We start from the raw sequence: 13168 nt of genomic DNA, 5'->3' as shown, positions 1-13168 counted from the left end.
GTGCCTGTCCGCCCAGAAGAAATGGAGAGCCCTCAACGGAGCACAGCTCGTAGCCGAAGTCGTCCGAGGAACCCGATTCCAAGACGGAATCAAACAAGCCGCCTGAATCTGAACCCATACACAACTTTTGACAATTGCTCAACCATGGGGTCGGGTCAGGACTCCTTTCCAACACACTGTGAGGTGTCCACCAAAGCGGGTCAACTCCAGGATCCTGGGGTCGTTCGGTGGCAGGCAAGCGCAACGCTTGCTTATTCTACGCTCAGGAACACTTCAGGCGCTGTCCAGTTGAGCGGCGTCAGGCCAAGTCGGCGCGTCCGACTGTCACGAGGAACAGCAAGCCTGGCCGTCACTCTGTAGACCCCCTTCGGCAGCAGGTCGGCGATTTGGCCATCCGGTGCTTCCAATGCGAACGTTCCTTCGTCACCTGTGTCAATAGCGACTGAGACCTGCTGGCCTGCACTAAAGGATTGAACTCCGTTCTCGTGGGGCCATTTAGGCATTGCCCCCCTGGATATGAGTTCGTAAGACTCAGTCTCCGACTCGATCTTCACCGAGAGCCAAGAGCCAGCTAGCGGAGACAACCCCCATCGTTCCGGTAAGTAGATCTTTACCGGCTCATGAAAGGACAGGGTGAGCACACCTGTGAACTTGCCCTCTCGCGCCTCCGCTGAAAGCGTGGCGCCTCCAATGTCACCGGCCGCATCGGAGACAGCCGCACGGCGCAAGTACTGATCTAGGTGATCGGTCCAAAGTTGGCACCTCTCAGCCATCCATCGCAGTCCCTCAGCCGGGGAGTGCTGCTCACTTACCCCATCGCCATTCGAGTCGAAGTAGACCGCCTCATAGGTTCCTGGTGGTCCGTAGAGGCTTTCTTGCGGTTCGTAGACAATCTTGGTGTCGAACTCCCCGTCGCACTTTGAAGAGGCGAAGGCGTAATCGAAGCGATCGTCTGGGGAAATATCACGCGTCCAATCCTCAAAATGACCCTCCAAGTCAAAAACGCCGTCTTGGTCGATATCTATCAGTACCTTACGAACAGCACCCCAACGCCAATGGACCTTTGCCGAGTCTGTTGGAGTGCGTATGGTTTCGACCATGAACACTCTCGCTTCTCTGCAGACCCACCAGGTTCCCATAACCGCTATGACGATAGCGGCCCAGCCGCTCAGTACGCGCAAGGCTCTTCTACTAGCCACAGTAGTTGGCTCCCCTCCCACCTCCTACGGTCCCCCGAGCACAGTCAACAGCATTTCCGGTTGCACTACCATGAGAGTCCTGACCCAGAATCTCTTCTTCCTCATTTAAGAGGTCCGAGAGCATCTCTGCATCCGCCTCAGAGAAGGACAAGAAGCCGCTACTGAGGGCCTCTGGACTTGGCGGTCTCTGCATCAACGTTCCTGGTTTGGCATCAAAATGGTCTCGAAAGATGTGGAGTCCAGCTTGGTGCCCTACCTCGTGAGCCGCCACATTCACTAAGAAGAAAAGACGGGCTTCTGGCGAGGTTGGTGCCATGCCGACAGATACACGGCTTTTTCGACCCGCCATGGTCGCAGTGTGACCCAAAACTTGTCTTCCTTGGTGGATGACTTCGCTTTGAAATTTGACCGGCGCCCGTAGGCTCTTACCCTTGAATCTATGAGACGTTGCCTGAAAGCGGATCTTGACATCCTGGACCCCTGCCCTTCTGAAAGCCCGCATCGTTTCAACGGCTATGCGGGCCTGCATCTTCAAGCCGATGTCCGAGCCTTTGAAGTCAAAAGCAATGGTCAGATCTCTACCATCAGGGTCAAGAAACTTGATCGGGTTATTGGCTACATACGTATAGCGGTTCCAGGTCTGCGGCATCTTCTGGCGCGCCGATTTTTGTGAGGGATCCACACTCAGAAACCTCCCCGTCATGGGGTTGCAGTACCGAGCATGCATGTAGTCGAGGTCATCCAGCTGCCCCGGCCCGTGCTGATCCCTTTCATGGCCGGTAAAGCGCATGCGCTCATCGGAGGGCTGCTCCCAGCCGACCTGTTCTCCGAAGGGGTAGTAGGCGGCACCGTCGGCGCGTCGTCCGTGTTGGTTGGTGATGAGGCGTGGGGTGCCCAAGTGGTCGAGGTGGTAGTACCTGGGTCCGTCGGTGGGGCTCCAGGAGGCGAGGAGTTGGCCGTCGCGGTAGGCGTGGTCCTTCTCGTGGCTCCAGGTGCCGGCCGAGGCGCCGACGTTGGTCCAGGTGCGTAGGACCTTGCCGTCGAGATCGCGGAGGGTCCAGGTTTCCTCGGCCGGCGAGACGGCGGCGTTGAAGGTGTAGAGGCGCTCGTCGTCGGCGGTGTAGACGTAGAACTCGTCCTGGCTGCCGTTGTTGCGGCGGGAGGCTTTCATCTTCGACAGCGGATCCCAGGTGTAGACAAAGCCCAGGCCGCCGGCGCCGTAGGTGAGCTGATTGCCGTCGGCGTCGTAGGCCTCGCTCGCGAGGCGGTTGGTTTTCGGGTCGATGGCGTAGGTGCGCGTTGCGGGTCCGAGATTCTCGTCGGTGAGGATGGTGCCCAGGTTGCCAAACCGGTCGAAGGTGTAGTGCTGGTAGGCGCCGGTGCCGAGGGTACCGCGGACCACCCGCGAGACTCCGTCGTACTGATATTTCTCCGGTCCGAGGGTCTTGATGTTGCCGGCGCCGTCGTACTGGTAGAGGAGGTTGTGGGTCACGGCCCCCGCGGCCAGGTACAGCTCCGGCTCGACGATGGCGCCCTGCAGGGTCAGGCCGATCGAGCCCGGCCGGCGCATGCCGTGGGGGTCGCGGTCCTGGAAGTAGGCCACCTGGTTGGGGTACTCGATCTCTGCGAGCATGCCGTTGTCATGATACGAGATCGCGGTGGCGTAGCCCGGCACGGCGGTCAGCCGTCCGCGGGTGAAGGTGTGGCCTACGGTGCGTGAGGTCGAGGAGCCGGCGCAGGGCTGGAACGTGCACTGCGGATAGCCGACGAGGGTGGGTAAGCCGAGGTCGTTCCAGGTCCAGGACTGGGTGAAGCTCTGCGATCCGGAAGCCGCCGTGGTGCGTCTGGAGACCCGGCCGGCCTGGCCGCCGTAGGTGTAGGTTTCGGTGACCGAGACGTCCACTTCTCCGGCCTGGGGATTCCAGGGCGGGACGTGGTAGTTGTGGCGAATGGCCTGGAGCACCTTGCCCTTGGAGCGGTTGTGGTTCGACTGCTCGGCGCCGTAGACGAATTCCTTCACCGGCCGCCGGAGGCCGCCGCGCTCGCGGATTGCGGTCAACCGGCCGGTCAGGTCGTAGGTGAAGGCGAGGTCGAAGAGGCCGTTCTGGGCGCCCACATACTGGCGGTGGGCGTTGCCCATGGCGTCGTACCCCTCATAGCGCCGGGTCCCCTCGCCGGCGACGCCCAGCTCTGGGTGCTTTTCCGAGAGCAGGAAGCCCCGGCCGTCGTAGGCGAAGGCGCGCTCCTGCCGCTGCCCGTTGCCGATGGGCGTCGAGACGCCCGTGAGGCGGTCTGCGACGTCGTAGGCGTAGCTCGTCGTGACCACCGCTCCGGCGGCGCCGGAGGGCTCCTGGACCTCCGTCAGTCGGCCGTAGCGGTCGTAGATCTCGGTGGTGGTCTGTGAGGTTTCCCCGCCGGTCGCTCCGGTGGCGACTTTCACGGTGCGGGCGATGGAGCGCACGCCGCCGTAGGCCAGGGTGACGGGCTTGCCGTCCGGCAGGGTGAGGCGCTTCGGCCGGCCGAAGGGATCGTAGTGCGAGTACAGCGTCGCGGGATCGGGATCTCCGAATACCTTCCCTCATAGGTATCGCTGAGGGTTTGCCGAACGTTGGCGGAATCCCTGCCGAACGTTTCCGGAACCTCCCTCCTAAGTGCCGCTCGCCTGACATGCGACTGCCAGGAGCAAGCAATGTTTTCGCCGGGCGAAAACCCCCTGGACCTCCGGTGGAAACGGTCGGTTTTTCGCGACCCCTGACGGGGCGCTCAAAGCCGCTCTGCCACAATCTCTCCATGGCTCGCCCCTGCTCGCCGAATCCCCGCTCCCGCAAGAGGACCGTCGCCTATACCGCCCAAGAGAAAGCGAAGGTGCGGGCGGCCGCCGAGCGGCACGGGCTGCCGCCCTCCGTCTACGCCCGGAACCAGGCCCTTCGCCCGGTCGTCTCGCGGCGTGTCCCCGTCGAGGTCGTCGACGAGCTGGTCGAGGTCGGCAAGCGCCTCAACCACTGCGCCCGGCTGGCGAACACGGAAGGAAGCATCCATCTCTACAGCGAAGACGAGCTGCGCGAGGTCCTGGCCGCCCTCGGCGAGGTCCTGCCGCGGATCTGTTCACAGTAGGGCGCGGGAGAGATCGGATGGCCCGCCCTCGCCACCCGAACCCCCGCGATGAGTGCATCCCTCTGCGTCTGACCGTAGGGGAAGCCGAGCGCCTGGCCGAGGCCGCCCAACTCCACATGCTGCCGGTGTCTGTCTATGCCCGCCGGCGCGCCCTCTCCCTGCCCGTGGCGCAGCGCGTGTCCAGCCGCGCCGTCGTTGAGCTGGGCCGCGTCGGCACCAATCTGCAGCAGCTTCTCCGCGTCGCTCGCAGGGACCAGAACACCCACCTCGAAGACGAGCTGCGCGAGGTCCTGGCCGAGGTCACCACGGCCGTCGAACGCCTCTTGGAGGGGGGAACGCTAGGGAGGAGGATCTGGGAGGCTGTTTTAGGGGGCAGCGATCACCCGCAGCAGGCGTAGGGCGTGCCCGGTCCCGTCCGCGATTGGGGCCATCTGGCCGGGCTGGAGGAGGTCCGGAAACGGAACCTCGATCACGCCGTCGGCGGCCTAACGCTGGACCCCGAAGGCCACCCGGGGCGGTGTCCGCGTCACCACCGTGGGGGCGACCCGGTAGGCCAGCCGTGAGACCTCAGTGGGAACCAGCGGCACGTACCGGCCGGAAACCGTCACCACCTCCTCCAGGACCGCGCCGGACGGCGACTGCAGCGCAAACCCCACCAGAGGGCCAGGCGCACCCCTCTCAGGCCCTGGAGAGCCCTCCAGGGGAACCCAGGGCGGGAAGTGTGTGTGCATCCGCTAGAAGCGTCGTTTCAGAAAAAAGAGCCTTGGAGGCGGGTACCTGAGAGGCGGCTCTATACCGCCTCCAGGGGTGGAAGGTGCCGCACCCCCTGGGAGGGCGGCACAGATAGGACGTTTACTCTGGATCCCCGATCTACGGTTTGGGGTCCCGGACATCGAAGACGATCACATCGTCCTCATCTATTGGAGGTGGATCGTCCATCGCTTCGAAATCGACCACAGCGCTCAAGGTGAAATCGAGGATGGAGTCCGGCTCCTCACCTTCGGTCACACTGAGATGCCTCGCGATGTCATGATTCATAAAATAGACGGGCACATAGCCCCACCAACCTTCATCTACCAGACTCCTCAACTTACTGTCCGACACCAAGACCGTTCCCGGTGGAAGAACGTTGTCAGCGTTGTACCTTGATGCCGCTATGGGAATAGCGTCTGTCGCTTGATAGAAGTATCGATAGGGGCCTGGAGACTGCCACCACCCGACACTGAATCCAGCCCCGAAGCCAATCACCAGCCCTACGGCGAGCAGCACAAACTTTGCGCCCTTAGAAGTTGCCATTGAATCTCCTGAGAGGATCCGAGCGAGACTCCCAGTCTTCTTCGATGCGGTGCAGTTGTTCTAGGAGAGAGCGTGGATCGTATTCTGAGCCGATGGCGTCCAGCTCGGGGAACTCGGTTCCAGCCGCCTCTTCGGCGACCTCCAAAGCGTCTATGCATATGGTTGTACAGTTGTTCTCTTTGAGGTGGTAGTCAGCGTTTAGCCGATACTCCTCATCGACGTGTTCGAGACGACCTCCAGATCGGCCGGTGTGAGCCCCCACAGCTCGACCAGTTCGTCGGGTGTCCACTTCTGCTTCATATTGACCTCCTTCGATGAGAATGGAGGCCAATCGTAGCCACGGAAGCGGATCGTCTCAGAAAACGTGTGTCAGATGGCCCGAAACTACGTCTTCCGGGTCACTGGCCCGCTTCCAGAGCGAACTTTCCTTCGCCATTTGTATCATATGGTGACTGAGATCTGCTGGCCCGCGCCAAAGGACTGAGATCTGCTGGCCCGCGCCAAAGGATTGAACCCCGTCCTCATGCGGCCATTTAGGCATGGCCCCCCTGGGTATGAGTTCGTAGGACCTGGTCTCCGACTCGATCTTGACTAAGAGCCAGGAGCCAGCCAGCGGAGACAGGCCCCATCGCTCCGGCAAGTAGAATTTTGCCGGCTCATGAAAGGACAGGGTGAGCACACCTGTGAACTTGCCCTCTGGCGCCTCCGCTGAGAGCGTGGCGCCTCCAACATCGCCGGAACCTACGACCAGCTCCCCGGGAGAAGGATCAATCGCAGCGCTACGGCTGGAAGCCCTGGCGAGTTGCACATATTCATCTACCGCTCCCTTGCTGAGGTGACGGTCTAGCGTGAATAAGTCACCGTTCAACAGCAGACCACTTCCTCCCTCACGAACAACGCGAGCTGAGATCTCGGTAGGAGGTTTCGGGGGAGCATTAGGTGGCAGGGAGCGGTAGACTTCGCGAAAAGTCACATCCAAGTTGCCCCTCGCAGTCAATTTCCATCGCCCTAGATACACAACCTGACCATCCCCGCGGCTGATCGCTTGCTTGTCCTTCACCTCCAAAATCTGGCAAGCCAGGATTGCAAGCTCACCATTCGGGTCGAATGAGAGTAGGCGCGCGTAGGCTGATCGGTAGTTCTCATCCAGTTCACTCGGTCCTGGAATCGACTCAGAGTCCCAATGTACCCAGAGTTTCTCTGTGAACGATTCAGGGGCTTCCTGTTTGGCGGTTAGGCAGCCGCCGGCCGCGAAGAGTAGAAGCAGGCTTATCCGCAAGTGGTTCATTCTAGGGCGCCTCGGTGGCAGTGCCGATTGCTACAGGTACACGTTTTCCTAGCGACTGTAGGTGTGGAAGGTGCCGCACCCCCTGGGAGGGCGGCCCAGATGAGGTTTTTTCGCAGGGCTACTCCGGTGCCTGGGGCAGCTCCAGTTCCAGGTGGCCACTGGCTGAGATTTCGGACGCCGGCGCCGGCGCCGAGTAAGGTTTGAGGTCACCCGTCGCATCGAATTCGATGGACAGCGCCTCACTCTGGATCTGGAAGGAGGACCACCCGTGGCCGTGTCTCCAATAGCTTGAAAGGAAGTACCCGGCTTCTTCCTCGACTGGAGGAAGTCTCCAGCCTCGGACGCACTGCCACACCGCGTCATCGTCCACAAATTTTGAGCGCACCTTCTCGACGGCCAAAGGCACCCCCTGGCTATCCACGCGGACTCGATAGACGAGGTGAAAACTGGCGTTCATCGTCTTTTCCTGAGGCGACAGTTCGAAGGCGCAGTAGGTCAACCGCCAGCTCGCCTTGCTCTCTTCTGCATCAGTCATGCTCGAAACGCCGAGAGCGACCGCGACAAAGAGAGCGAACCGCTCCGCTGTACGCTTCATCATTGCTCTTTGACGCTGACCTGCACATCCCTCCACCTGCCGTTGTGACGAACAACTTCGCTATCGCCAGGATCGATCCAGAGCGATCGGCGGGATGTCCATTGCATTTGAATGTCAGATCGACCGTCTATAGCCACCACGATCTCGACGTCTTCCGTATCGAAATCTTTGTTCGATTCGCGCAGGCTAATGAGTGAGCTGTAGTCTGTTGTGGCGCCGCAGTCGCGCTCGAAGAAGGTCGCCGAATACTGGCCGTCAGGGGACTTCGACTCCGCGATGACGGTGTTTGAACAGCCGCCGGTAATGGAAGGTTGACAGGCCAGGAACATCAGTGCAGCCAAGAGAAGTTTGTACATCGATTCCCTTTCTTTTTCTTCTAAGGCCCAGCGAGACGCCATCCCTGTCGGCGTGCATACTCGTAGCCCAAACGAATCCAATGGTAGTCCTTCGGATCGTCACCAAAGAATCCCGAGCCCCCGAAAGGATTGACGCGCAGTCCTGGCTCGCCCCAATCTTGCAGTGAGGTTCCGGCAGCTTGCTGCGCCCTGCCGGCCTCCCTGAGAAGGAGCCGTTCCGGGAGACCGAGTGCCCTTCCTGTGGCTCCATAGTTGAAGTTTCCGAAGTCTTCGTACTGACGCCCTTGCTGCTTGTAGTCCCAAGGACCCTTGTTGCGCACTTGATCGCGAAACCAGAATACGTTGAGGCGATGAAGTGCAGCTTGCTCCATATTCTCAAAAACATCTACCCCAGGCGGCACAAAGATAGCCGTTTCACCCGGTGGGATCGGGCCCACGAAATCACCGGGGCCGTTTTCTCTGGGCGGCGGGGGGTGAGCCCTGCCAGCGAACGCCTAGCGGAAACGGACAAGCGCTAGACTTTGGAGTCCTCCGAACTAGACGCTGGCGTCTAGTCGACCCGTCGCGAAAAGGGACCCCTCGGGGCACTCTTCCTGATGTGAAGGACCGGGCGGCCCGGCGCTCGGCATGCAGCCGGATGCGGTGGCCACCCGCTGAAAGGAGTCCACCATGCATCGTGTCTGTTTCGGTCATCGAATGGTAATCGCCGCTGTGCTGGCCCTGGCGCTGGCCTGGTGTTCTGCTGGCATCTCCCTCGCCGAGCCGGTGCGCGAAGCCGAGACCCCCGCCGCTTCCTGGAGCCTCGAAACTCTTTGGGACAACGTGCGTGCCTTGTGGTGCGAAGGTAGCTGCTCCACTGACCCCAACGGCGCCACGGCGCCGGCGTCGCCTAGTTCGGACGACGACGCCGGGGCCGGTGCCTCCATCGACCCCAACGGCTAGAGGCGACGGCCGCCGGCGTTTTCTACTTATCGAAACAGCGTCGGCGGCCGCTCCATGTCTCGCAATCCAGTGTATGCTACAAAAGCGCAATAAAACACTCTCTTGTTAGTAGAATTGTGCCTGTGATGAGACATCTGACCCCGCAACAACTCGACGACCTCCTCGATCCTCGAACCATCAAGGGGCAGGTCAAGGGACTCTTGGTCCACCTTCGGGAGGTTTGCCCGCAATGCGCTCACGGCTATCGCGCCTGGGCGGCGCATCGCGAGGCCCTCGGGCTGAGCCTGGAACCCGGCCTGGGCGTTCTCCTGGCGCTGTCTGGGGTCCCGGCTGCGGGAGCCCTTGAGGAACCCGACTCTGGGAGCGTGCCCTCCCGGGTGGACGACCACCTCACGCCGGAGCTGCTGGATCGGCTCGCCGGCGTCCAAAGCACCGGCACCACCCTGCCGCGGCTCGTGACGCACCTGATGAAGCACTGCGCCACCTGCGAAATGGTCTATGACGCTTGGAACGACAAGCGCATCGCGGAGCCCGCGGCGAGCTACCGGGAAGCCGTCGAGCGCGCTGTCGCCGCGGCCGATGCAATGACCGACCGGGTGAAAGCCCAGGAAGCCGCCGCCGCGGACCGGCTCCGGGTGCTGCTCGCCCTGCCACCCCGCCGCCGCCTGGCGGCCGTGCGCGACGTGCGCTCCGGCTTCGCCGGGCCGGCCCTGGCGGATCTCTTGATCGCCAAGAGCCGCGAGTGCCTGCCGGGCCAGCCGCAGGAGTCGTTCGACTTCGCCTGCCTGGCCGCCGCGGCGCTTCGCCACGCGGAGCCCTCGTCTCATGCGGTCGACCTCTATGCCCTGGCCAACGCCCGGATTGCCAACGCCATCCGCGTCCAGGGACGGCTCCCGGAAGCGGCGGAGATCTTTTCCCCCTCCCGCTACCTGCTCGATCTCGGCGGCTCCGGCGACCCACTCCTCGCCGCCGAGCTGGACGAACTCGAAGGTTCTCTGTTCCGCGATCAGAGACGCTTCGAAGAAGCCGAGGAGAGGTTTCGCTGTGCAGAGCGGGCCTACCAGAAAGAGCAGAGCCGTGAGGCGGCTGCCCGCGTTCTCGTGACGCTGGAAAGCGTCTACCGCGAGCTGGGCGAATTTGACCGTGCGATTCGTTCGTGTACTAGCGCGCTCCATCTCCTTGAGGACGAAGAGGCGCCCCACCTCGCGTTCTATGCCCGCCACAACCTCGCCCATGCTTTGTGCGCTGGGGGCCGATACTCGGAAGCGCAGGATCTCCTCGCCGAGAATCGAGACCTGGCGCAGCGATACGGAGATGCGCTCACCCAACTGCGCATCACCTGGGCCGAGGGAAAAGTCGCCCGCGGCCTCGGCGACCTGGAGACGGCGGAGGCTTTGTTCTCAACCGCACAGCAGGGTTTCCGTAGGCGCGAAGTCCCTTATGACACGGCTCTGGTTACGCTGGAGCTCGCCGACCTCTACCTCCAACAAGGGCGCACCCGCGAGGTGCGTCCGCTGGCGGCCGAGCTGGTCCAGGTCTTCGAGGAACAGCAGGTAAATCGCGAGGCGATGGCGGCCTTGCTCCTGTTCCGCGATGCGGTGGAGCTGGAGCGCGTCAGTACGGTCCTGGTGCGCCAGATGGCTACTTACCTGCGTCGCGTCCAGCGGGATCCTTCTTACGCATTCCAGGATGCCTCCTGAGGGCTACTTCTTGCGACGGCTCCTCGGGTCGCGAGGAGCGGATCAGCTTGCGCAGCACCACCGCCGTTGTCCGCAGCGCTTCGACCTCTGCGGCCGGCAGCTCCGCCGACAGCCGCAGCGGCTCGTTCTCCCCCGGCTCCCCGCGTACCACCCGGAGGGCGTGGCCCAGCAAGATCAACGAAGCCTCCATGCCTTCGAGCAACCGGCCGAGGGTAGCGAGCTGCGGCATGGCTTCGCCGCGCTCGTACCGGCTCACCATCGCGGCGTCGATTCCCGCCGACCGGGCGACCTCGCCCTGCGTTAGCCCTTGACAACGACGCAGCCAGCGCAGCGCCGCCGGCAACCCTTCGAAGGCCGACCGGCGGTCCTCTCCTATCCCGTCCTTGACGCTCACGCTCCGCCCTCAGTCACGCAAAGTCTCGACCGCCGTCGCGAAACGCTCCACCGCCTCTCGCTTCTTGCCATCCAGATCACGTTCCCACCAGCACCAGAAGGCGCGCTCCAGGATCGCGTAGGCCGTCTCGCCCTCGAGCTGTGAGATCGCCATCAGCCGCTCTTTGGCGGCCGGCGTCAGCCGCATCGTGAACTGCTCCAGCTTCGGGCCGTCACTCTTCTTGCGTGCCGCCATTCTTTGCTCCTTCGTCCGTTTTCAGCGGCCCCTCGGGCGAGTCGTCCAGCCGCATCACCAACTCCTCCGCGTCGCTCGGTTTTCGTCCCCGCCGCCGTAGGCGAACGCTGCCGCCGCATCTGTCACCAATCATAGATTTTAGAATTATAGAATCTATGAGTCAAGAAACTCTTCTGTCTTGTAGTTGGTGGCTGGACCTAGTGGCTTACCCCTGGGGGGGCAGTCAAAATCGAAGGGGCTCTTCGGGGACGCTGCCGCTCCCCTTTCGACTGCTGCGCGAATCTAGGGGGGTTCAGTCGAAATCGAAGGGGCTCTTCGGGGGGGTGTCGTCGGGGTCTTCTTCGGCCCGCTTGAGGGCTTCTTTGAACTTCTCTTCCAGCAGCCGGTCGCGGTCCTTCATCGCCGCTTGTTCGCGCTCGAAGACCTGTTCGGCCCGCTCCTTGCCCTTGTCGATGCCGGCCAGTAGATCGTCGAAGGAGGCGCCGCCGGCGATCGGTTTGGCGGCGGATCGGTGGGAGAGGATCTCTCCGGTGGCGGCGTCGATCACCAGGTCACATCCACATTCGGGGCAGGACACGGAGAGTTTTTTCGTTTCGCCCATGGGCACTATTCTAGAGGTGAGCGGGTCTAATCCGTCAGCAGACGGGTCCGATTGCGGTGGATTTGCCGCCGCCGAGACCGGTTTCGGCGCCGATTTGGAGGCCGTTCAGTAGACTAGGGCTTCCTTGACACTCGTCGGAGGCCTGGGTTAGAACTCCGGGGCGTCCGATCACGAACTCGAGAGACTGGGGTGTATCGAGCTATGACTCGCAATTACAAGGCTTTTCTCGCAGTGGGCATCCTCGCACTGGCCGCCGGCGCGTGCGATCCGGATCGGCCGGTGCAGGTGGGCGTCGTCCTGCCGTTGACCGGCCAGTGGGACGTCTACGGTGTTCCCATCAAACAGGGCATCGAATTGGCGGCGACCCATCTGGCGGAAGACTCCGACCGGCGGTTCGACATCGCTCTCGACATCCGCGATTCCGAGAGCAATGCCGAGCGCGCCGCCGAGCTGCTGGAGGCGACCTACGATGAAGGCTCCCTCGTCGCCATCGGCGGCGTCACCTCTGCCGAGGCAGAGGAGATGGTTCCGGTGCTCGATCGGGAAGACCGCATCATGATCTCGCCGTCGGCCACCAGTCCACGGCTGACCGGCATTTCCTCGAACTTCTTCCGGGTCGCGCCGTCGGACTTCCGCGAGGGGGCGAAGATGGGCAACTACGCGGCCCAGGGGCTCGAGCTCGGAACCGTGGTGATCTTGGCGGCGGAATCCCCCTATGCGAACGGCATTCAGGACGTCTTCAAGACCGAATTCGAGCGCTATGGCGGCGAGGTTCTGGGAGTGATCGAGTACCCCACCGGTACGACGGACTTCGAGCCCTTCATCGACCAGGTGCTGGAGCTGGAGCCGAACGGGGTCTACGTGGCGGACTACGCCTTCGAGATCGCCGGCATCATCGATACCCTGCGCGAACGCGACTACGATGGCCGCATTCTGACCACCCATGCCTTCAACGCCGCCGACGTCATCGAGCGTCTCGGCGAGAATGCCGAGGGCGTGCTGTTGACCCAGAGTTTGTTCGATCCGAACAGCGACGATCCCCACGTCAAGAAGTTCGTCGAGGCCTACCGGGAAACCTATGGCGAGGAGCCCAATCTCTTCGCGGCCCAGGCCTATGACGCCTTCGGTGTGATCGGCGTCGCCCTCAAGGAGGCGGACAGCCGCTTGCCGAACGATTTCCGCAAAGGAATTCGAGCCTTCCAGGACTACATCGGGGCGAGCGGCCCGATCCAGTTCGACGAGAAGGGCGACGTGGGCAAGTTCCCGCGGGTCTACGGCGTCGAGGAAGGCGTCATGGTGGACTTCGAGAAGCGCATGGAGGAGAAGAAGAAGGAGCTGATGGAGCGGATGGAAGAACTCAAACGTCGTCAGCGCGAAGCGGCCCGCGCCGCCGCTCAGGGCGGCTGACGGCCCTTCTTTCCCGCCCACCGACCGATCCCGGCCCGCGAT

Annotated in this window: 15 protein-coding genes; 5 read left to right on the top strand and 10 right to left on the bottom strand. The window is 62.5% G+C overall.

Annotated elements, in window-relative coordinates; translation table 11 throughout:
• Window positions 1–251: 251 nt before the first annotated feature.
• Both AAF481_14515 and AAF481_14510 read right to left on the bottom strand, forming a co-directional pair.
• Window positions 252–1100, bottom strand: coding sequence for a hypothetical protein (locus tag AAF481_14515; protein ID MEM7482387.1), 849 nt, complete (start codon window positions 1098–1100; stop codon window positions 252–254).
• A gap of 91 nt (window positions 1101–1191) precedes the next feature.
• Window positions 1192–3660 carry an RHS repeat-associated core domain-containing protein gene (locus AAF481_14510; GenBank protein ID MEM7482386.1) on the bottom strand — a complete coding sequence of 823 codons (2469 nt, stop codon included), beginning with the start codon at window positions 3658–3660 and terminating at the stop codon, window positions 1192–1194.
• A gap of 329 nt (window positions 3661–3989) precedes the next feature.
• On the opposite strand from AAF481_14510, the gene AAF481_14505 reads away from it, so the two are divergent.
• Window positions 3990–4313: a hypothetical protein gene (locus AAF481_14505; GenBank protein MEM7482385.1), complete on the top strand. Its 324-nt coding sequence runs from the start codon at window positions 3990–3992 to the stop codon at window positions 4311–4313.
• Window positions 4314–4330: 17 nt separating this feature from the next.
• Complete coding sequence (locus tag AAF481_14500; GenBank protein ID MEM7482384.1) at window positions 4331–4711, top strand: hypothetical protein; 381 nt, start codon at window positions 4331–4333, stop codon at window positions 4709–4711.
• Between the two features lie 87 nt (window positions 4712–4798).
• On the opposite strand, the gene AAF481_14495 is transcribed toward AAF481_14500, so the two are convergent.
• From AAF481_14495 to AAF481_14475, 5 genes are all read right to left on the bottom strand, one after another.
• On the bottom strand, window positions 4799–4969 hold the full coding sequence (locus tag AAF481_14495; GenBank protein MEM7482383.1) for a hypothetical protein: 171 nt from the start codon (window positions 4967–4969) through the stop codon (window positions 4799–4801).
• Window positions 4970–5183: 214 nt separating this feature from the next.
• A complete protein-coding gene (locus AAF481_14490; GenBank protein MEM7482382.1) occupies window positions 5184–5609 on the bottom strand; it encodes a hypothetical protein in 426 nt (141 codons plus the stop codon).
• A 1406-nt stretch (window positions 5610–7015) separates the two neighbouring features.
• The gene (locus tag AAF481_14485) at window positions 7016–7432 is read right to left on the bottom strand and encodes a hypothetical protein (GenBank protein MEM7482381.1); all 417 of its coding nucleotides are present in this window, start codon (window positions 7430–7432) and stop codon (window positions 7016–7018) included.
• A gap of 59 nt (window positions 7433–7491) precedes the next feature.
• Entirely contained in the window at window positions 7492–7848 is a 357-nt protein-coding gene (locus AAF481_14480) for a hypothetical protein (GenBank protein ID MEM7482380.1), read from the bottom strand.
• Between the two features lie 20 nt (window positions 7849–7868).
• Window positions 7869–8219 carry a polymorphic toxin type 44 domain-containing protein gene (locus AAF481_14475; protein ID MEM7482379.1) on the bottom strand — a complete coding sequence of 117 codons (351 nt, stop codon included), beginning with the start codon at window positions 8217–8219 and terminating at the stop codon, window positions 7869–7871.
• A 298-nt stretch (window positions 8220–8517) separates the two neighbouring features.
• On the opposite strand from AAF481_14475, the gene AAF481_14470 reads away from it, so the two are divergent.
• Complete coding sequence (locus AAF481_14470) at window positions 8518–8790, top strand: hypothetical protein (protein MEM7482378.1); 273 nt, start codon at window positions 8518–8520, stop codon at window positions 8788–8790.
• A 125-nt stretch (window positions 8791–8915) separates the two neighbouring features.
• Window positions 8916–10490, top strand: coding sequence for a hypothetical protein (locus tag AAF481_14465; protein ID MEM7482377.1), 1575 nt, complete (start codon window positions 8916–8918; stop codon window positions 10488–10490).
• Here the strand turns inward: AAF481_14465 and AAF481_14460 are convergent.
• From AAF481_14460 to AAF481_14450, 3 genes are all read right to left on the bottom strand, one after another.
• Entirely contained in the window at window positions 10432–10884 is a 453-nt protein-coding gene (locus AAF481_14460) for a helix-turn-helix transcriptional regulator (protein ID MEM7482376.1), read from the bottom strand. The genes AAF481_14465 and AAF481_14460 overlap by 59 nt on opposite strands.
• A 9-nt stretch (window positions 10885–10893) precedes the next feature.
• A complete protein-coding gene (locus AAF481_14455; protein MEM7482375.1) occupies window positions 10894–11118 on the bottom strand; it encodes a hypothetical protein in 225 nt (74 codons plus the stop codon).
• A 292-nt stretch (window positions 11119–11410) separates the two neighbouring features.
• A complete protein-coding gene (locus AAF481_14450) occupies window positions 11411–11719 on the bottom strand; it encodes a hypothetical protein (GenBank protein ID MEM7482374.1) in 309 nt (102 codons plus the stop codon).
• Between the two features lie 201 nt (window positions 11720–11920).
• Between AAF481_14450 and AAF481_14445 the strand changes: the two genes are divergently transcribed.
• Window positions 11921–13126 carry an ABC transporter substrate-binding protein gene (locus AAF481_14445; GenBank protein MEM7482373.1) on the top strand — a complete coding sequence of 402 codons (1206 nt, stop codon included), beginning with the start codon at window positions 11921–11923 and terminating at the stop codon, window positions 13124–13126.
• Window positions 13127–13168: the final 42 nt, after the last annotated feature.

The organism is Acidobacteriota bacterium, assembly GCA_039030395.1.
Classification (GTDB): domain Bacteria; phylum Acidobacteriota; class Thermoanaerobaculia; order Multivoradales; family JBCCEF01; genus JBCCEF01.
Note: the sequence above shows the minus strand (reverse complement) of the source record. Positions and strands in the feature narration are given on the sequence as shown.